This window comes from Rhodoferax sp., from assembly GCF_018780565.1.
In the GTDB taxonomy this organism is placed as follows: Bacteria; Pseudomonadota; Gammaproteobacteria; order Burkholderiales; family Burkholderiaceae_C; genus Rhodoferax.
The window spans coordinates 96,375-114,931 of sequence record NZ_JADMJN010000007.1; the positions used below are offsets into that span (position 1 = coordinate 96,375).

The window sequence follows — 18,557 nt, forward strand, 5'->3', positions numbered from 1 at the left end:
GCGCAGCGCCACCAACCCTGTATCCTGTTGCTTTTGGGAGCGATGATGGAAATTGCAGTGCTGGGCATCGGTCTGATGGGTTTCCCTATGGCGCGTCGGCTGTGCGAAGCGGGCCATTCAGTCCACGCCTGGAGCCGCACACACCACAAGGCAAGCCGACTCGCCCCCTACGGCGCCACCATCCACGCGCAAGCCGCCGATAGCGTACGCAACGCTGACATCGTCATTCTGTTGCTGCCCAACGGCGCTGTCGTCAGCGAAGTCCTCTTGACGCTCGGCGTTGCCCAGGCATTGAAGCCGGATGGGCTGGTCATCGACATGTCATCTATCCAGCCCAGCGAGGCGCGCGACCATGCAGCCCGATTAAGCGAGCTGGGCCGAGCCCATCTGGACGCACCGGTGTCGGGTGGAACGGTGGGTGCGGAGCAAGGCACCCTGGCCATCATGGTGGGCGGGAAATCAGCTGATTTTGAACGTGCCCAAGCCGTGTTCCAGGTATTCGGCCGGGCCACGCATGTGGGACCACACGGCACGGGGCAACTCGCCAAACTTGCCAACCAGATGATTGTGGGCGTCACCATCGGCGCCGTGGCCGAGGCTTTGCTGATGTGCGAAAAAGGCGGCGCCAGCATGGCCAAAGTCAAAGAAGCCATATCCGGCGGCTTTGCCGACAGCCGCATCCTCCAGATTCACGGTCAACGCATGGTGGAGCGCAACTTCACGCAACACGGACGCATGTCCGTGCAACTCAATGACCTGCGCAATGCACTCTCCACCGCCGATGAAATCGGCTTTGATGCGCCGGTCACCAAACTGTTTGAAAAGCTGTACAGCGAAAGCATCGAACACGGCCTGACCGACCTGGACCACGCCGGACTTTTTATCGAACTGGCAAGCCGCAACGGAATGAGTTGAGCCCACGAATCTGATAAGATCGAAAGCTTCGCCGAAGCGGCAGATTGGACCCCTCCGATGCTTCCTCTTCATGGCAAATTCTCAAAAGTGGGTTCTTAGCTCAGTTGGTAGAGCAGCGGACTCTTAATCCGTAGGTCGACAGTTCGAATCTGTCAGGACCCACCACTTTCTTCATTGGTAAACAGGCTGTCATGGTCTGTCTCCCTCTGCTTCAAGCGTAGCCATAGCGTACCTCGAAGTGCATTATCGAGCCGACTGGCAGCAACTTGCAAGCCCTCCGGCGCAACATGCGCGTATCGCTCAACCATCGAGAGCGTCTTCCATCCTCCCAAACGTTGCAGCTCATGCGTCGGTGTGCCCGCCTGACGGTGCCAAGTGGCAAACGTATGCCGTAGGTCATGCCAGCGGAAATTATCGATCCCAGCGCGTATCAGGGCCTCCCGCCATGCCTTGGTGGACACCTGCGTGACTGGCTTTCCCCTGAACGTGAAAACGTGCGTGGGATGCTCTCCAACTTTCCTTTTGAGCACCTCCACGGCTGCCTCATTCAATGGCACCGGGTGTGCTTTTCCATTCTTGTACTTTTCCGATGGGATGACGGCATGCAGCAACTCAAGGTTTATCTCTGACCATTCCAGTTGGCTCACGTTGGCCTGACGCAATCCGGTTGCGACTGAAAAAAGGGCCATGTCCGCTAGATGGGGCGGAAGTTCGGATAGCAGCTTCGAGAACTCGTCAGGCGTGAGCGAACGAATACGACCGTCCTTCTCTCGGAACAGGGAGACCTTCGGCACCCGGTCAACCCACTCCCATTCGTAGCAGGCCTTACGAAGTACCGTGCGGATGACAGCCAGGTATCGATTGGCCGTGCTTTGGGTTGCGATCTTGGCGCGTGTAGCTTTGATCTGATCAATCAAGGTGCGATCGATTTCGTCAAGGTACTTGCCGCCCAAGACCGAATCCAGCCAACGCAAGATGGATTTGTCACGGTCATGGGTTCGCTTATGGGCCGACTCGTCAAGGAACTTCAAAACGGCCTCCTCCCACGTCCTGCGAGGTTTGGCGCCGAGCTTGCCTTGCTCCCAACGTTCGGCCTTCAGCCGGTCATGGAACTCGGTAGCTTTACGCTTTTCGGCAGTCCCAGTGCTGACCTGTAACGGGCCAGATTCGCCACGGATGGGCGAAAGCTTGACCCACCAATAGGATGAGTCTTTTCTTCTGTAGAGCGACATTCAGTTCTTTCCTGAGTACCGGCTACAGACACACGCGAGAGCGATTGTGCCACCAGATACTCAACTAACAAAGATTCGACAAAGACCCAAGCCCTGCCCACCCTGCAACCCGGGATCACGCCAGTCCGAGCGCGAGTCATCAGGGTTTGCGGGTGGATGTGCAGCAGCTGGGCAGCTTCACGTGCATCGAGGACGCGGGTGGTCATGGCGCGCCCGCCATATTTGTGAAGCGATCTATCGCGGAATACGGCCCATCAGCCCATCGTTCAGGTAGTGGCCCATTGGGATACAGGCGCATTCCGGCAGGGTGGAAAACTCGTCGGTACATGGCTTCAAGAACTTCGCCCGTTTCACGCACCACACGACGACCCGCGATGGTTTGGAGTTGTCCGACTCCAAAGCGCTGTTTGCACCATGAAGGGAGATTGAGCCAAGAGCAGATGCCTCGGGCTTGTTGGGTAAGTCCGCCGAATCCATGAAGGCGTGCTCCTTTGGGAAACTTGTGAAAAGGGGAAATCTTGGACAGGTACTTCATCAAGTACCCCACGGCGTTTTTGGCAATGACTCGCTGGGTCATGCCGTGCGGCCACCAGCCCTGCTTGTCAAACTTTGGAAGTTGAATGCGCTTGGGTAGCCAGATCGCCAGGTGATAGTGCAGAGCACCGCGCTTTTGCAGCTCTGCCACCCAGACATAGCGAAAGGGAACACCCCGCTTTTTGCACCACTTGCGAACGGCCTTTAGGCATCGAGAGATATGGCCCGGTTGCCAGTCACCGACACCCCGGTATGTCAGGGTGCAGAACCAGACGTTTTCGCGAAAGCCTTTAGGCGAAGCAAATTGATGAAGGTGACCACAGGCCCAGACGGTACGGCGCAGCCTGCCGACTCGTCGTTCTTGAACAACGTCATGTTGAAAACTGACTTCCAGAAACGCGGGGTCAGTTGTTTTAGATGGGACAAGCCCTGCGGCTTCGCCGCCAGCCGCAAGCCCGCTAGCGCATGGCCATGCGGCAGTCGACGAAGAATTGCTGAAGGATGAACCCACGGCGTCACACTTTCAAAAGTGGTGAACGCCGCACGGACTGCACACGTCCACCAGGTTGGTGAAGGTGTAGGGCGCAGTCGGGTTAAGTTGGGGGCCCTGTTATGTCTTTCAGTGACTACTTGCTGAAAGGTGCCCGGGCAATCTTGGGCTAAATGTATGTATGCCTACATCGGGCACTTTACATGCTGACCGAGTATCTTGTCAAGAAGGTAAGGGTACCCCCCCATTCGGGGCAAGTGGGACAGCCAGGAAGTCGCTTAGTATGCTCGGTTGTATTGACAGCCCCCCGTGTTGCTTGGACGGGGGTGAAGCTCGGGGTAAGACTCTTTTACGACATTCCGACTTTAACTACCATCAGGCTTCGTCAATGAATTATGTACGTCGGTCAGTTTAGGTGTGCGAAAGTCAGGGCATGGAAAAAATTATTGAAAACCGACAAATAGTCATTCGAAACAAGGTCCTCACGCTCGCAAATGTGCGAGCAGTGGCAAAGGCCGTTGCAGTTCAACTCGAAAGCATTCCCCCTGAGGATAGAAATAAAGCCGAACTGACCTTCGTAGCTCGATGCGACGATGGTTCGTCGTTTCAGAGTGAGGATATCGACATCTTTGCCGAGGACTCGGTAATTGCGCAGAAGCGTGTGACCCATGTCACTGTGACGTACTCCTTCTACCCAAACAAGGCTCGAGTGGAAGTTGCTCTTCGGCACGGGGATATGGACGGAACGATAACGGTCAGCGGCCGAAGTCGCATCTGGGTTGCAGGCACACTAGAAACGTTAGCTGGCCTCTTCAAAAGCTTCCCGCCGCAAGACAATCCATATTTGAAGCATTCAAGCGTTATTAACTTCGCCCTTACTATGGGCATTGGTTCGATCATTTTTCTCTTAATCACCTTGCTCCCGACCACCCCGCCCAAGGAAGAGGACGCTCTAAAGTTCGCTTGGTTTGTCAGCACATTGAGGGAATTTCCTGTGCTTCACTATGTAATCAAGTACGCGTTGACTTGGCTTGTGGGCTGGCCTGGGAGATCGATAGTCACTGACCGTTTCAAGCAGCTTTGGCCGTCCATAGAACTACAGATTGGCCCCGAGCACCTGTTGACTGAGAAACTCCGTCGAAAATTGCTCGGCACAGCATTCGTACTTGGAGTTGTACCTTTGTCGTTAACAGTTTTATACGACATCTTGAAGGCATTAACCGGGCATTAAAGCAGTCTGATCGCCACGTGTCTTTAGACGTTCACGGGAAAATCTCGATTTCTCAGTTCTCAGTTCTCAGTTCTCAGTTCTCAGTTCTCAGTTCTCAGATTCGACAATAGTGGGGAGCCAATATTACGAGCGTCGAGTAACGAGCGATCCACTTGACCGAACGACCCGCCGCACCGCCCTCCCCCGCTCGCTCCGCATCACGGGGGCAAGTGCCGATGCGTTAGCGGCTCGGCACGCTGTGGCTCTCGGAGAAGGACAAAGACTGTTTATCAAGGCGCGATGGGAATGCGGTAGTACGCCACCATTGCACCCGCGACCACGGCCAACTCAGTGCCGTCGATGTGTCACCATGGGGGCCACAGCCCCCATACCCCCATTCTTGGCGGCTTCTGCGGCATGGGTTGCTTGTCCCAAGCGCTCGAGGTAGCGCACTATCACAGGATCCCAACCATGCTCATCAACAGAGCGTTGAGCAATATCAATCAGCCAGGCGCAAGTCGAGATGGTGCGGTCCATGGAATCGTCCGAGTTGTGGTCATTCATAACGTAGCTCTTTCGTAGCTTCTGACAGCTGTTTGAGGCTACGCATGGCACCCGGTTACGTGGTGCGTGTGTCTGTAAGCCGTGGGCAGGACGTTGAAAACAGGGTGCTTCCTGCTCTCTTAATCCGTAGGTCGACAGTTCGAATCTGTCAGGACCCACCACTAGTGGACCTGGCCATCGCTTAACGCACTATTGACGCAAGGTCGCCCCGACAGAGCTTTGGTTGACCCGCATGAAAGTTGGACGTTAGCAGTGCGGCGTGGCCAGCCGAGCAGGTAATGAGCCCCACTCAATCCTTGAAGCTCACCCCCAAGGTACTCAGCTTTTTTGCATATGAATCCCTGCGCTTTTTCGCGCTCGTGGCAATTGAAGGCGAAGTGACGCCATCAGCTTGGAACTGAGCTCTGCGCGGGTTCATGAACATCGGATGTGGATCAAAAAGTGCACAGCACATTCAGAAACGCAATCAGGTCCTAAGGGTATGTTCAAGTCGCTGCGCCACCAAGCGCACCAGGGCGCGCGCGTTGGCACCTGCGGTGTGTACGGGCAAGGTCAGGGCTTGTACGCAGTCGCCCTCCGCAATGGGCAAGTGCCAATCGGGCAGTAGATTGTGCAAACGCCCGGCCGCTACGTCCTCCTGCACGCAAAAGTCGGGGGCCAACACAACCCCCTGGCCGAGACGCGCCAGCGGGACCAAGGCTTCGAGGCTGTCGGCGCTGATGTGAGGCTGCAGCTCCACGGTCTCGCGGGCGGGGCCGCTGCGGCTGTGCCACTGCAGCAGCCAGCTTTGCGCACCGCCCTCCAGCATGAGCAAAGGCCATTGCTGCAAGGCCTGCGGACCCTGCAGGAGTGATTGCGCGCTGCCATACGCACCAATGCGATAGCGCAGCACCGGCTGGGCCACACAGTCCTCAGGGGGCTTGCGGGTAATGCGAAAGGCCACATCCACCCCCTCGCGCACCAGGTCGACCCGGCGCTCGGTGAACATCAACTCCATGGCCACGCCCGGATGGGTGCGACCAAACTCGGCCAGCAAAGGCAACAACACGCTGTAACCGAAGGCACGCATGCTGGTGATGCGCAAGCGCCCCTGCAGGGCATCCCCCTCCTTTCGCAGCGCCATGCGTGCCGCATTAGCGGCTTCGTGCACAACCTGGGCCCGCGCAGCCAGCGCGCGCCCGGCCTCGGTCAACCCCAGGGAGCGGGTGGTGCGCGCCAGCAGCGTCTGGCCGACGATCTGTTCCATGGCAGCCACGCGGCGGCTGACGGCCGCACGCGTCAGCCCCAACTGGCGCGCTGCGCGTGAAAAGCTGCCGGCCGCGACCACACGGGCAAACAACTCCAGCGCGTTGGCATCCAAGGCCGCGTTCTCGCGATGGCGGTGCAGCCGGGTTGCTGACAAGGCAATCGCGTCTTTTGGTGAGTTCATGTAAACAGTGTGGTGAAAATAGTTAGTCTATTCAAAAAATTAGTACAAATCTACCATGCAGCTTCATGAACCACCTGTTTGGAGACACTATGTCCTCTGCCTTGTCCGCCGCTGCCCCCACTGCCACGTATGTGAGGACTACATTGGAATCTCCCGACCAAGCGCACCTGCATGCCCATCTGCCATTCCAGGACGAACCCTCTCCGCAGGACGCCGAGGTAAGCATGGCCGCTGTGCAATTTGCCGCCACGGATGGTCACCCTCTGCACGGGCACTGGTTTGTGCCGCAGCACCGCCCCGCCCACGCGGTGGCAGTCATGGCGCCCGCCACCGGTGTGCCGCAGCGCTACTACCACGCCTTTGCCCGCTGGCTGGCCGCACGTGGCTATGCCGTGCTGTGCTTTGACTACCGCGGAATGGGCGCACGCAGCGCCAGTGGGCGCACCGGCATGCGCGAGTGGGTGCGCCACGACCTCTCGGGGGCCTTGGCCTGTGCGAAGGCCCGAAGCACCCGAAGCGACCCTCACTTGCCCGTGCTGTGGGTCGGGCACTCCTTGGGTGGCAATGGATTGCCGCTGGTACAGGGGCTTGAGCACATCAACGCTGTCATTACCCTGGGTTCCCAGTTCGGGTACTGGAAACTGTGGCCACGCGGATGGCACCGCCAGGTGACCCGTGTGTTTTATGGGCGCTGGGTCCCGCTGTGTGTGCGTCTTACCGGCAAGCTGCCGGGCTGGGCGCTGGGCGGTGGCGAGGCGCTGCCCGGGGCCGCCGCCATGGACTGGTCTCGATGGGGCATGTCGCCGGGATACTTTCGCGATGACCCGGCGTGCGACGGTTGGTACCAGCCCGACCAATTTCAGGGTCACATGCAACTGTGGAGCATTGACGACGACAAAACTTTTGGTCCGGTGGATGCGGTGGACGCACTGGCAGCGTGCTTTGGTCAGAGCGGGGGCCAAGTCGAGCGCTTGCACCTGCACCCGCGCGCGGTAGGGCGCAAAGCAGTAGGACATTTTGGTGTGTTCCAACGCGTGGCGGAAGCGGAAATTTGGCCCCTGCTGTTAAAGCACATTGAGGCCAAGGTGCCACTCTTGCACCCTGCGGTGGGCGTTACTTCCTAGCCAATACGTGCCGTTTTATCAGGGGGCCAACACCCGGATTTGAAGCAAACGCGCGGCCTCAGTCCCCGCCTCACTGCTGTAGCTGCCGCTTGGTACACCGCTTCCGCTGGATGCGATCGTGATCCATTGGCCCAAGGGCGCACTGACCGTCGTGACAGTCTCAGTGCGCGACTGCTTGGGTAGGTCTGCGCCAACGCGCTCATCCACACTGGCTGAGCGTACTTCGACTTCCACCGTGACAGGCTGCTTGCCGCCGGGCCATCGCGGCTTGACGGTGATGCTTTGCCCCGCATCCATCCAGGTCACGGCATTCGTCACGCCGCCGCTTCGGTTGCTGGCAGACACCCCGGGGGCTGACAGCGAAGCGCTCTGCGCTTCAACGCTGCGCACCCATTGCATCGGCATGGCCTGCTCCACACGCAAGCTGGCCTTTTCACCATTGCGGACACGAACCCGTTGCGGCGTCAAAAGCGGCTGACCCGGTTGTGTGCTGACGGTAAGCCCTGCGCTGGCTTCGGCCACTTGCCGCAATTCAACCGTCAGGTCACGCTTGGGAACTTGTGCCAGCACAGGCAGCGCACAAAGCACCCACATAGCCAATCCAGGCAACAGCAACTTTGCGCGAAGCAATGGGAGTATCAGGTGCAGCATGCCGTTCATTATGAAGGGGGAATTCCTGTTTGCAAAAAAAAACAGCCTGGCAAACCAGGCTGTTTCGATCACTCAAATAGACCACCCGCATCAGCGGGCTTAGCTATCAAGCCGTGCGTGCAGGACGTTTTTTGGCGTCGCGTGGCACAAACACTTTGCCGCCGTTACCGGGCTTCACGCCCATCGGTTTGCCAAAAGCTGGCTTACGGGCACCAAAGTCACCACGGGGTGCAGCAGCACCGTCATTGCGGGCACCGGCAAAGCGGTCGTTGAAACCACCCTTGCGCTCATAGCTGAAACCTTCTCGGGCACCGCCACCTGCGCTGCGATCGTCGCGCTGGCCAAATCCGGAATTGCTATTATTTTGATAGCCACCTCCAAACGATTCACGAGGAGCTCCGGCATTTCTATCAGCGAAACCACCACGATTGCCAGCAAAACCGCCCGAACGGCCACCGCCACCAAAGTTGCGCTCACGGGAGTGACCATCGTTGCCGCCGCGGCCACCCGAATTGGGACGCGAGTCAGGGAAACGCTGCTGCGGCTCCAGTCCAGGAATGGTCTCGCCCTTGAACTGCTGGCGGCTATGGAATTCGATGTCCATGATGCGGCGACGATCGCGGAACTCGGCAAAGGTCACGGCAATGCCGTCACGTCCGGCACGTCCGGTACGGCCAATGCGGTGGGTATAGTCTTCTGCCTTCATGGGCAAGCCGAAATTGAACACGTGTGTCACAGTGGGTACGTCAATACCGCGCGCTGCCACATCGGTCGCCACCAAAATTTGCACCTGACCTTGACGCAGCGCCATCAAACGACGGTTACGCACGCCCTGGCTCAAGGCACCATGCAATGCCACAGCGGAGAAGCCGTCTTGTTGCAGGTCATTGGCCAAGCCATCGCACTCGATTTGCGTGCTGGCAAAAACGATCGCCTGGTTGATGGTGGTGTCGCGCAGCCAGTGGTCCAGCAATTTACGCTTGTGCTGTGCGTTGTCGGCCCAGAACAGCTTTTGACTGATATTGGCGTGCTTTTCTTGCGGTGAGTCGATTTGCAGTTTTTGCGGTTCGCGCATCACGCGTGAAGCCAGTTGCTGAATGCGCGGTGCGAAAGTAGCACTGAACATCATGGTTTGCTTGCGCTGGATGGTCAGCTGGTTGATTTCAGCCAGGTCATCGGAGAAGCCCAGGTCCAGCATGCGGTCGGCTTCGTCAACCACCAGGAATTGCACTTGGTCCAGCTTGATTTGCATGGAGCGCTGCAGATCAAGCAGACGACCCGGTGTGGCCACCACGAGGTTGGCATTTTGCAGCTTGGCAATTTGCAACTGGTAAGGCATGCCGCCAACGATGTTGGCAACCCGCAAACCGCGGCAGTGTTGCACCAGATCGATGGCGTCGTGGGCAACTTGCTGGGCCAGTTCGCGTGTCGGGCACACGATCAGGGCACCCGGTGTGGCGGGCGCGAAATGACGCGGATTGGTCGGATCCTTGCGCTTGGCTCGCTTGGGAGGCGCCTCGCCCTTGGCAGCGGCGTCAGCAACAGCTTGCTCGAAATCAGCGCGCTCTTTGGCTTCGGCTTGCGCTTGCTGAGTCAGCAAGGTGTGCAACACGGGCAACAGAAAAGCGGCCGTCTTGCCACTGCCGGTCTGGCTGGAAACCATCAAATCGATAAAGCGGGCCGCCTTGTCGTCAGCGCCATGGCCTTGCATGGCCAGGGGAATGGTTTTCTGCTGCACCGTAGTGGGCTGGGTAAAACCCAGGTCTTTCACGGCCTGGATCAACTCGGGAGCGAGGCCCAGAGTTACAAAGCCATTGGGGACTTCTGCGATGGCTTCAGCAGCTTGAACAGCCTCGACGGCGTCAACAGGCTGGGCAACGGTTTGCGTCGCCACGGTTGTGTCATTGGAAAAATTTTCGACAAGCGATGTTTCGCCCGTCGCTTGGATAGCGTCAGTCATGAATTTACTCACACGCGAGCGCCGCAGGGTCTGCGACTGCTCCGTCAATGGTTAAAAAACATCAACCATCAAACGGAACCTGCTCTGACTCACGAGGAGTTCAATCAGCGCTGGGGGCCCTTCTTAAGCAATGCCGCGGATGCGATACACGCTTTGGACCCAGTGAATGAAGGGAGATGTACAAATATGCACTGCTGTTTGCAGCGCAGCCTTGGATTATGGCACAGATTCGGGTTTCTACCTAATCCCCCAGCTTTAAAAAATGTTTCCGGTAGTGCTCCAGCTCGTCAATGGACTCGTGAACGTCGGCCAGGGCCGTGTGACGCTGCTGCTTTTTGAACGAGTTGTAGACCTCAGGGCGCCAACGCTTGGACAACTCCTTGAGCGTGCTCACGTCCAGGTTGCGGTAGTGAAAAAACGCTTCCAGCTTGGGCATGTACTTCACCAAAAACCGTCGGTCCTGCCCGATGCTATTGCCGCACATGGGGGAGCTGTTTTTGGGCACGTACTGGTTGAGAAAGGCGATCAATTGTTCCTCGGCCTGGGCCTCCGACAGCGTGGATGCCTTGACCTTGTCAATGAGACCATTTTTGCCATGGGTGCCTTTGTTCCAGGCGTCCATCTTGTCCAGCTGCTCGTTGCTTTGGTGGATGACGAGCACAGGACCCTCGACCCGGGATTCGAGCTTGGGTCCGGTGACGATGACCGCGATTTCGATGATGCGCTCCCGCTCAGGGTCAAGACCCGTCATTTCACAGTCGAGCCAGACAAGGTTTTGATCGGATTTGGCCAGCGCTGCGCTCGTCGTGGGGGTGTTGATAGGATCCATGCGCTCAATTGTCGCTGATGGCCTAAACTCGGGCGCCATGGCTGATTCACTTTTCCCTCTTCCCCCCGCATTGATGCTGACATTGATCTTTGCATTCACGTTGCTGGCGAGTCTGGTGCTGAAATTCTGGCTCAGCTCGCGCCAGATCCGGCATGTGGCACAACACCGCGACCAGGTACCACCTGCCTTTGCAGGCACCGTGTCGCTGGCCGCTCATCAGAAGGCCGCCGACTACACCATCACCAAAGCCCGCCTGGGCTTGCTGGACATGGCTCTGGGTGGCGCGGTCCTGCTGGGCTGGACACTGCTGGGCGGCCTGTCGGCGCTCAACCTCGCGCTGCTCGACTGGCTTGGTGGCGGCATGGTTCAGCAAGTGGCGCTGCTTGCGGCCTTTGTGCTGATCAGCGGCCTGATCGACATGCCCCTGACGCTGTACCAGACCTTCGTGATTGAAGAGCGCTTCGGCTTCAACAAAATGACCTTCAAGCTCTGGCTGGCAGACCTGATCAAGTCCAGCCTGGTGGGTGCGGTCATTGGCTTGCCCATCGTGGCGCTGATTTTGTGGATGATGGGCGCCGCCGGCACGGTGTGGTGGTTGTGGGCATGGGGCGTCTGGATGGGTTTGAATTTGCTTCTGCTCACGATCTACCCAACCTTCATCGCGCCGCTGTTCAACAAGTTTGCGCCGCTGGAAGACGAAACCCTCAAGGCGCGCGTCACAGCCCTGATGCAGCGCTGCGGCTTCGCCGCCAAGGGCTTGTTTGTGATGGATGGCAGCAAGCGCAGTGCGCATGCCAACGCCTACTTCACCGGTTTTGGCGCTGCTAAACGCGTTGTGTTTTACGACACGCTGTTATCCAAGCTCTCGGCAGGCGAAGTGGACGCCGTGCTGGCCCACGAACTGGGGCACTTCAAGCACAAGCACATCATCAAGCGCATCGTTTCGCAGTTTGCCTTGAGCCTGCTGGGGTTTGCCTTGCTGGGCTGGCTCGCTACCCAGGTCTGGTTCTACACCGGACTGGGAGTACAGCCCAACCTGAAGGCGCCCAATGACGCCCTGGCGCTGCTCCTGTTCATGCTGGCCATTCCGGTGTTCAGCTTCTTCATTGCACCGGTAATGGCGCAGTTCTCGCGCAAACACGAGTTTGAAGCCGATGCCTATGCCATCGCCCAAACCAGCGGCAAGGATCTCTCCACCGCACTGCTCAAGCTCTACGAAGACAATGCATCAACACTGACACCTGATCCGGTGTACGTGAAGTTCTACTACTCGCATCCACCAGCCTCCGAGCGCCTGGCAAAGATGGTGGCCTGACCCCGCAACTTGTCACCTCGATACCGCCGCCATGCCCTCCATGCTCAAGAAAAAAGACTGGTCAACCCTCACCCGACGTGCGCTGACAGCTACAGAAGTTGTAGCGAATTTAGCCAAGCTGGAAAGCTGGAGGCTGAACGGCGATGGGGCTGCGGTCGCCATCGAGAAAACCTTCACCTTTGCCAACTACTTCGAGACCATGTCCTTCGTCAATGCGGTGGCCTTCATCGCGCACGCGCAGGACCATCATCCTGACCTGTCAGTGCATTTCAGCCGCTGCGTCGTGCGTTTCAATACCCATGATCTGGGGGGCATTTCCATGACTGATTTTGACTGCGCGGCGCAGATTGATGCCTTGCTGGCGTGACAATCACTGATCTATGACGAGCCATCCATGACACAGGCCACACTCCATCGCGGCCTGATCGTCGCCAACCACGGCCGCCACTTTCTGGTGGAAACACCGCAGGGGCAGCGTCTGATCTGCCATTCACGTGGCAAGAAAAGCACGGGGGTCGTGGGTGATCGGGTCCTGTGGCAGGCATCGCAAGACGAGGGCACGATCGAAAAAATAGAAGAGCGCCGTAATCTTTTTTACCGTCAGGACGAAGTTCGGACCAAATCGTTTGCCGCCAATCTGGACCAGATCCTGATCCTGATCGCAGCCGAGCCCGAGTTCTCCAGCAGCCAGCTGTCACGTGCGCTGATTGCGGCAGAGGCCGAGCACATCACGCCCATCATTGCACTCAACAAGAGCGATCTGGTCGAGCCCTTTGCCCGTGCCTGGGAGTGGCTGCGACCTTACCGGCAGATGCACTACGGCGTGCTGCCGCTGTCCCTCAAGGCTTCCGGCGATGTCGATCGTGCGGAACTCACCAAGCTGCTGCACGGCAAGACGACACTGGTACTGGGGCCTTCCGGGGCAGGCAAAAGCACACTGATCAATCTGCTGGCGCCTGGCGCACTGGCGCAGACCGGCGAGATTTCGCAGGCGCTCAATTCGGGCAAGCACACCACCACCAGCACCACCTGGTATTGGGTCGACGCGGACAAGACCACGGCCTTGATCGATTCGCCGGGATTCCAGGAGTTTGGTTTGAACCACATTGATCCGGCGCAACTGGCGGCTTATATGCCGGACCTCAAACCTCACGTGGCCAACTGCAGGTTCTACAACTGCAGCCATCTGCATGAACCCGGCTGCGGTGTCATTGCTGCCGTAAAACCAGACGGCAGTCCCGATGGAATAAGCGCCAATCGCTATAAGATTTATGGCGATTTGTATGCCGAGCTAAGCCAGATCAGAAAGTACTGAGCCCAGTGCCTGCAGCAACTCATCGCATTGCGCCGGCGTGCCGATGCTGATGCGCAGGTACTGTTCAATGCGGGGCTGTTTGAAATGCCGCACCAGCACGCCCTGCGCGCGCAGACCTGCCGCCATACCGGCGGCATCATGGTTCGGATGCCGCGCAAAAACAAAATTGGCTTGCGAGGGCAGCACGACGAAGCCCAGGTCTTCCAGAGCCAGCACCAAGCCTTCCCGGCTGCTCATCACGGCCTGGCGCGTCTGCTCGAAGTAGGCTTGATCTTCAAAAGCAGCGACGCCACCGACGATCGCCAACCGGTCCAGAGGATAGGAATTGAAGCTGTTCTTGACCCGCTCCAGCGCGTCGATCAGGTGCGCCTGTCCACAGGCGAAGCCGACGCGCAGACCCGCCAGCGAGCGCGACTTAGACAGGGTGTGGACCACCAGTAGGTTGGGGTACCGGGCAATCAGGGGAATCGCGCTTTCGCCGCCAAAGTCCACATAGGCCTCATCCACCAGAACCACGCGTTGGGGGTGCAAGCGCAGCAGTTGCTCTATCTCTGAAAGTGCCAAGCCGATGCCGGTAGGTGCATTGGGGTTGGCAATGACCACCCCGGCCACCGAACTCCCGTCCTGGCGTGCATAGCCTGCAACATCGAGTTGCATCCCAGGCGTCAGGGGAACCGTTTCCACCGGAATGCCATAGAGGCCGCAGTACACCTTGTAGAAGCTGTAGCTGATGTCTGGCATCAGCAAGGGGCAACCGTGCTGGAAAAAAGCAAAAAAGGCATGGGCCAGCACCTCATCGGAGCCATTGCCCAGAAACACATGCTTTGGCGCCAATCCATGGTGCCCTGCGATGGCCTCGCGCAGTGCGGTCGACTCAGGGTCCGGGTAAAGCTGCAAACCCTGCTGCGCCGCTGCCTGAATGGCCGCAACGACCCGCGGCGATGGCGGATAAGGATTCTCGTTGGTGTTGAGCTTGACCAGCCGGTCCAGCTTGGGCTGCTCACCGGGCACATACGGCACCAGGCGGCTCACCACGGGGCTGCAAAACGAGGATTTCAAAAGAGGATTTACTTCCATTTTGATGGCAGATCACTTAGGAACTGCGGTGGCCAAGCGTGTATTAATTGAAGGATTTAGCCGAGCAGACGCGCCAGGGTCAACAGCGCCAGCAACACCATCCACATCACCACGGTGCGCCAGACCAGGCCCACGATGACCGCCAGATGCGCCAACTCCGGCGTCTGCCCTGGTAGCGCGTCCCCAGGCATGTCAGCCGGGGATGGGGGCATTGCGGGCGTACCGTCGGCGTTGAAAGCCGATGCGCTCGCAGCGCGCCCACCCAAGCGGATATTCACGGCACCAGACGTTGCAGCCAACACAATGCCATCGTTGTCCCCCGTTGAACGCGGCTCATGGTTGCGCCAGCCATCTATCGCTTCCTCAAAACTGCCAACAACGGCAAAGCTGATGGCCGTGATACGGGCAGGCAACCAGTCAATCATCGCCCACGCGTCCATCGCAGTTGTCTGCAGCGCTTCACTCACGGGCTGATGATGCGTCTTGCTCTTGTGCTGCCAGTAACGGGCCACGAATTCACTCAGCCTGTACAGAACCGCGCCAGCAGGACCGAAACCGAAGGCGGCCAGCACCGAGAACCAGGCAAGTACACCAAACACATGGCGATGGGCCGACAGCACGGAATGCTCAATCACGTGACGCAATATTTCGCTACGAGGCAACTCACTTGCGTCGATCTGCTTCCAGGTGGCGAGCAGTTCGCGGGCACGCTCCTCGTCTCCGTCAGCCAGAGCATCCCGGATTTGCGTGAAATGGAAACTGAACTGGCGAAAACCCAGCGTGGCGTAGAGCACGGCCACACTCCATACGACCGACCCCGGCCAGCCTAGCAAGGCATCCAGCCCCCAATAAATCAGAAGCGACGCCAGCGTGGGCCCGCCCACCGCAAATCCCCAGGCCAACCAGCCATGAAATGATTTGCCAGCGTCGAAATTGCGGGTACTCCAGCGCACCCAGGCGCGCAAACTTGCGTGAACCGGGTTGCCTCGACCCAGGGGACGAGCCTGCTCCAGCAGCAGGGCAAAAAGCACAGAGATAAAGCTCATGCGACCATCATACCGGCACGCTCCCTCAGGCAGAAAGAAGGCGATAGAAGTTGCGCAGCATGCCGGCCGTGGCGCCCCAGATAAAGCGCTGTGTCGTCTGGCCGTTCATCTGCTCAAGATAGGGCATGGAAAACCACTCCCTGCGCGCGCCTTCCCACTCGAAAGCATGGCGCTGATGGTGTGCAGGATTCATCAAGAATGCCAGCGGCACCTCGAAGATATCTGCCACTTCGTTGGCATTCGGGGTCAGCTTGAAGCCAGTCTCCACCAGAGCCACGACTGGCGTGATGATGAACGCAGAGCCTGTGATGTAGTGCGGCATGTGGCCCAACACCTGGACGAATGCAGGATCGAGTCCGATCTCCTCCTGTGCCTCGCGCAGGGCGGTGGCCGAAGCGTCCGCATCTTCTTCATCGGCTTTCCCCCCGGGAAAAGCAATCTGCCCCGAGTGGGTCGACAGGTGCATGGTCCGCTCGGTCAGTAAAACCGTGGGCTGCTCACGCATCACAATCGGCAACAGAACCGAGGCATGAATGGGCTGACGCTCCGAAAACGTTTTTTCGGCCACCAACTCGGGCGTCCACACAGGCGGTGAAATGAAACGCTGCCGCAGAGCCGCCGGCTGCAAGACATGGTGCGCCACAGCCGGCAGATGGGCGTCAACGCCTGCTACGGGAATCTGGCGCGGATCAAAATAGGGCAACTTGGACACGGCAGCTTTGGCTGGTTGGAAAATAAAAAAGCCGCCACAAGCATAAGCTGGGGCGGCCTTTTGGGAAACAGCTTTCGTTATACGTTGGCTGTTTTCTTGGCTGGCAGTTTTTCCTTGATACGAGCCGACTTGCCGCTGCGATCACGCAGGTAGTACAGCTTGGCACGACGCACATCACCACGACGCTTGACTTCAATGCTGGCGATCAGTGGGCTGTAAGTCTGGAACGTGCGCTCGACACCTTCACCGCTGGAGATCTTGCGAACGATAAAGCCGCTGTTCAGGCCACGATTGCGCTTGGCAATCACAACACCTTCATAAGCCTGCAGACGCTTGCGTGTGCCTTCAACGACGTTGACGCTCACAACAACGGTATCGCCAGGAGCGAATTCGGGAATGGTTTTCCCGAGACGAGCAATTTCTTCCTGCTCAAGGGTTTGGATCAGATTCATGATTTCCTCAAATGATCTTGGCAACACCTGCGTCGGGATTGACGCTAAAAGTTTGGCTGTCAAACAGCAAAACGGCCGGCCAGAGGATCGGTAAGCCTTAGATTATAACCTGATCTTGTCCAGGACCACTTCATCCTGGGCCGTGAGACGCCCATCCCGCCGTGCCTGGTCAATCAGTTCAGGGCGCAGACGGGCCGTGATGGCAAGCCGCTGCTCGCGCCGCCAACGTTCAATCTGGGCATGGTGACCCGATAGCAGCACGTCAGGCACGGCTCTGCCCGCCCAGTTTTCGGGTCGCGTGTAATGCGGGCAATCGAGCAATCCATCAAGCGCGGGATTGAAGCTATCCTGCTGGTGGCTGTCGGCCGTATTCAAAACCCCTGGTTGAAGTCGGGCGACCGAGTCCAGCAAAGCCATGGCTGCAATTTCGCCACCGGACAACACAAAGTCCCCCAGGCTGATCTGCTCGGTCACGTATTCGTCAACGAAACGCTGGTCAATACCCTCGTAGCGACCACAAATCAGGACCGCACCCGCACTATCTGCCCAACGCGAAACCATGGCGTGATTGAGCGGCTTTCCTGCAGGCGAAAAGAGAACCACCGGTGCGGCGTCTGCGCGCTGCGACTGAATGCTTTGCAGGCAATGACTCAGAGGATCGGCCAACATGACCATGCCGGGGCCACCACCGAAGGGGCGATCATCGACCCGCTTGTAATTGCCCTCGGCAAAATCACGTGGATTGGACAAGTGGACATCGACCTGTCCCGACTCATAGGCACGCCGGGTGATGCCACTGCTCAGCAGCGGCGCAAACAACTCGGGAAAAAGCGTGACAACATCAAAGCGCATAAGGTCGCGCTCAAAAATCGGGTTGCCAGTCCACCAGAATGCGCCGGGCCGTCAAATCAACGTCATCGATGTAGACCGATACAAAAGGAATCATGCGCTCCAGCGTCTTGCCATCCTGCTCGCAGTCCATCACCAGCACGGTTTGCGCGCCGGTCGATAGCAATTCCTTGACCTTGCCCAGCGCCACGCCTTCGCGATTGACAACATCCAGACCGATCAAGTCGACCCAGTAGTACTCGTCTTTCTCGGCTGTTGGAAAACTGGAACGGGAAACGAAAATGCGAGCCCCACGCAAGGCTTCTGCCGCATTGCGATCATTGACATCGCGTGCACTGGCCACAACCGTCCCGGAATGGTCTTTGGCTTCGGTGATGGCCAGCTTGGCCACCCCGGAAAAGGTCTTTGCACCCTTTTCAGCTGGCAGCAAGAACCAGCGCCTCGAAGAAAAAAGCGCCTCGGGATCGGCGCTGTAGGGCAGGACTTTGAACCAACCCTTGATGCCCCAGGCATCAGCGATGCGCCCAACTTCGATAGCATCCGCCGGCAATTCGGCGGCTTCGAGGCCGGGCAACATCACAGTGACATCAGGCCGCTTTTTTGGCAGCTTGATTGATCAGGCGTTCCACGGTGGGGGAAGCTTGCGCACCCACGCTTTTCCAGTAAGTCAGGCGATCCTGCGCAATGCGGATGCTTTCTTCATTGGCAGTTGCGATCGGATTGTAAAAACCGATGCGCTCAATGAAGCGACCGTCGCGGCGGGTACGCTTGTCAGCAACAACAATATTGAAAAACGGGCGTGCTTTTGCACCGCCACGGGCGAGTCGAATGACGACCATGATTTATCCTTTGG

Annotated in this window: 21 protein-coding genes and 1 tRNA gene; 7 read left to right on the plus strand and 15 right to left on the minus strand. The window is 58.2% G+C overall.

Features of this window, described 5'->3' with window-relative positions; all coding sequences use genetic code 11:
• Positions 1 to 45 precede the first annotated feature (45 nt).
• Positions 46 to 915, plus strand: coding sequence for an NAD(P)-dependent oxidoreductase (locus IV109_RS11335; RefSeq protein WP_296696314.1), 870 nt, complete (start codon positions 46 to 48; stop codon positions 913 to 915).
• Positions 916 to 1,004: 89 nt separating this feature from the next.
• A tRNA-Lys gene (locus tag IV109_RS11340) sits at positions 1,005 to 1,080 on the plus strand.
• Here IV109_RS11340 and IV109_RS11345 read toward each other — a convergent pair.
• The 3 genes from IV109_RS11345 to IV109_RS11350 are packed head-to-tail and all read right to left on the minus strand — an operon-like array spanning position 1,068 to position 3,192.
• On the minus strand, positions 1,068 to 2,093 hold the full coding sequence (locus IV109_RS11345; protein WP_366834238.1) for a site-specific integrase: 1,026 nt from the start codon (positions 2,091 to 2,093) through the stop codon (positions 1,068 to 1,070). The genes IV109_RS11340 and IV109_RS11345 overlap by 13 nt on opposite strands.
• Positions 2,012 to 2,353 (minus strand): helix-turn-helix domain-containing protein, encoded by a 342-nt coding sequence (locus tag IV109_RS19100; RefSeq protein WP_366834236.1) that lies wholly within the window; start codon positions 2,351 to 2,353, stop codon positions 2,012 to 2,014. The genes IV109_RS11345 and IV109_RS19100 overlap by 82 nt, the downstream gene beginning before the upstream one ends.
• Complete coding sequence (locus tag IV109_RS11350) at positions 2,350 to 3,192, minus strand: hypothetical protein (RefSeq protein ID WP_296696320.1); 843 nt, start codon at positions 3,190 to 3,192, stop codon at positions 2,350 to 2,352. Before IV109_RS11350 ends, IV109_RS19100 begins: the two co-directional genes overlap by 4 nt.
• Positions 3,193 to 3,604: 412 nt before the next feature.
• On the opposite strand from IV109_RS11350, the gene IV109_RS11355 reads away from it, so the two are divergent.
• Positions 3,605 to 4,402 carry a hypothetical protein gene (locus tag IV109_RS11355; RefSeq protein ID WP_296696324.1) on the plus strand — a complete coding sequence of 266 codons (798 nt, stop codon included), beginning with the start codon at positions 3,605 to 3,607 and terminating at the stop codon, positions 4,400 to 4,402.
• A 327-nt stretch (positions 4,403 to 4,729) separates the two neighbouring features.
• Here IV109_RS11355 and IV109_RS11360 read toward each other — a convergent pair whose 3' ends face one another.
• Both IV109_RS11360 and IV109_RS11365 read right to left on the minus strand, forming a co-directional pair.
• A complete protein-coding gene (locus IV109_RS11360; protein WP_296696329.1) occupies positions 4,730 to 4,945 on the minus strand; it encodes a hypothetical protein in 216 nt (71 codons plus the stop codon).
• Positions 4,946 to 5,411: 466 nt separating this feature from the next.
• Positions 5,412 to 6,374, minus strand: a complete 963-nt coding sequence (locus tag IV109_RS11365) for a LysR family transcriptional regulator (protein ID WP_296696334.1) — start codon at positions 6,372 to 6,374, stop codon at positions 5,412 to 5,414.
• A gap of 89 nt (positions 6,375 to 6,463) precedes the next feature.
• On the opposite strand from IV109_RS11365, the gene IV109_RS11370 reads away from it, so the two are divergent.
• Positions 6,464 to 7,498 carry an alpha/beta hydrolase gene (locus IV109_RS11370; RefSeq protein ID WP_296696338.1) on the plus strand — a complete coding sequence of 345 codons (1,035 nt, stop codon included), beginning with the start codon at positions 6,464 to 6,466 and terminating at the stop codon, positions 7,496 to 7,498.
• An 18-nt stretch (positions 7,499 to 7,516) separates the two neighbouring features.
• On the opposite strand, the gene IV109_RS11375 is transcribed toward IV109_RS11370, so the two are convergent.
• From IV109_RS11375 to orn, 3 genes are all read right to left on the minus strand, one after another.
• Entirely contained in the window at positions 7,517 to 8,092 is a 576-nt protein-coding gene (locus IV109_RS11375; RefSeq protein WP_296696341.1) for a hypothetical protein, read from the minus strand.
• Positions 8,093 to 8,255: 163 nt separating this feature from the next.
• Positions 8,256 to 10,109, minus strand: a complete 1,854-nt coding sequence (locus IV109_RS11380) for a DEAD/DEAH box helicase (protein ID WP_296696343.1) — start codon at positions 10,107 to 10,109, stop codon at positions 8,256 to 8,258.
• A gap of 241 nt (positions 10,110 to 10,350) precedes the next feature.
• The gene (gene orn / locus IV109_RS11385; protein WP_296696348.1) at positions 10,351 to 10,938 is read right to left on the minus strand and encodes an oligoribonuclease; all 588 of its coding nucleotides are present in this window, start codon (positions 10,936 to 10,938) and stop codon (positions 10,351 to 10,353) included.
• Between the two features lie 37 nt (positions 10,939 to 10,975).
• Between orn and IV109_RS11390 the strand changes: the two genes are divergently transcribed.
• Genes IV109_RS11390 through rsgA form a run of 3 tightly spaced genes read left to right on the plus strand, consistent with a single transcriptional unit; the run spans position 10,976 to position 13,568 of the window.
• Positions 10,976 to 12,253: a M48 family metallopeptidase gene (locus tag IV109_RS11390; protein ID WP_296696349.1), complete on the plus strand. Its 1,278-nt coding sequence runs from the start codon at positions 10,976 to 10,978 to the stop codon at positions 12,251 to 12,253.
• Between the two features lie 31 nt (positions 12,254 to 12,284).
• Positions 12,285 to 12,620 (plus strand): 4a-hydroxytetrahydrobiopterin dehydratase, encoded by a 336-nt coding sequence (locus tag IV109_RS11395; protein WP_296696354.1) that lies wholly within the window; start codon positions 12,285 to 12,287, stop codon positions 12,618 to 12,620.
• 27 nt (positions 12,621 to 12,647) lie between these two features.
• Positions 12,648 to 13,568, plus strand: coding sequence for a ribosome small subunit-dependent GTPase A (rsgA, locus tag IV109_RS11400; protein ID WP_296696357.1), 921 nt, complete (start codon positions 12,648 to 12,650; stop codon positions 13,566 to 13,568).
• Here rsgA and hisC read toward each other — a convergent pair.
• The 7 genes from hisC to rpsP form a co-directional block, all read right to left on the minus strand.
• Positions 13,545 to 14,645 carry a histidinol-phosphate transaminase gene (hisC, locus tag IV109_RS11405; protein WP_296696360.1) on the minus strand — a complete coding sequence of 367 codons (1,101 nt, stop codon included), beginning with the start codon at positions 14,643 to 14,645 and terminating at the stop codon, positions 13,545 to 13,547. The two genes, rsgA and hisC, sit on opposite strands and share 24 nt — an antisense overlap.
• Positions 14,646 to 14,701: 56 nt before the next feature.
• On the minus strand, positions 14,702 to 15,691 hold the full coding sequence (locus IV109_RS11410; protein WP_296696362.1) for a CobD/CbiB family protein: 990 nt from the start codon (positions 15,689 to 15,691) through the stop codon (positions 14,702 to 14,704).
• 25 nt (positions 15,692 to 15,716) lie between these two features.
• A complete protein-coding gene (locus IV109_RS11415) occupies positions 15,717 to 16,403 on the minus strand; it encodes a CoA pyrophosphatase (RefSeq protein WP_296696365.1) in 687 nt (228 codons plus the stop codon).
• Positions 16,404 to 16,480: 77 nt separating this feature from the next.
• Entirely contained in the window at positions 16,481 to 16,855 is a 375-nt protein-coding gene (gene rplS, locus IV109_RS11420; RefSeq protein ID WP_296696369.1) for a 50S ribosomal protein L19, read from the minus strand.
• 102 nt (positions 16,856 to 16,957) lie between these two features.
• A complete protein-coding gene (gene trmD / locus IV109_RS11425; protein WP_296696372.1) occupies positions 16,958 to 17,707 on the minus strand; it encodes a tRNA (guanosine(37)-N1)-methyltransferase TrmD in 750 nt (249 codons plus the stop codon).
• 10 nt (positions 17,708 to 17,717) lie between these two features.
• Positions 17,718 to 18,281, minus strand: a complete 564-nt coding sequence (gene rimM / locus IV109_RS11430) for a ribosome maturation factor RimM (protein WP_296696375.1) — start codon at positions 18,279 to 18,281, stop codon at positions 17,718 to 17,720.
• Positions 18,282 to 18,291: 10 nt separating this feature from the next.
• The gene (rpsP, locus tag IV109_RS11435; RefSeq protein ID WP_296696378.1) at positions 18,292 to 18,543 is read right to left on the minus strand and encodes a 30S ribosomal protein S16; all 252 of its coding nucleotides are present in this window, start codon (positions 18,541 to 18,543) and stop codon (positions 18,292 to 18,294) included.
• Positions 18,544 to 18,557 lie beyond the last annotated feature (14 nt).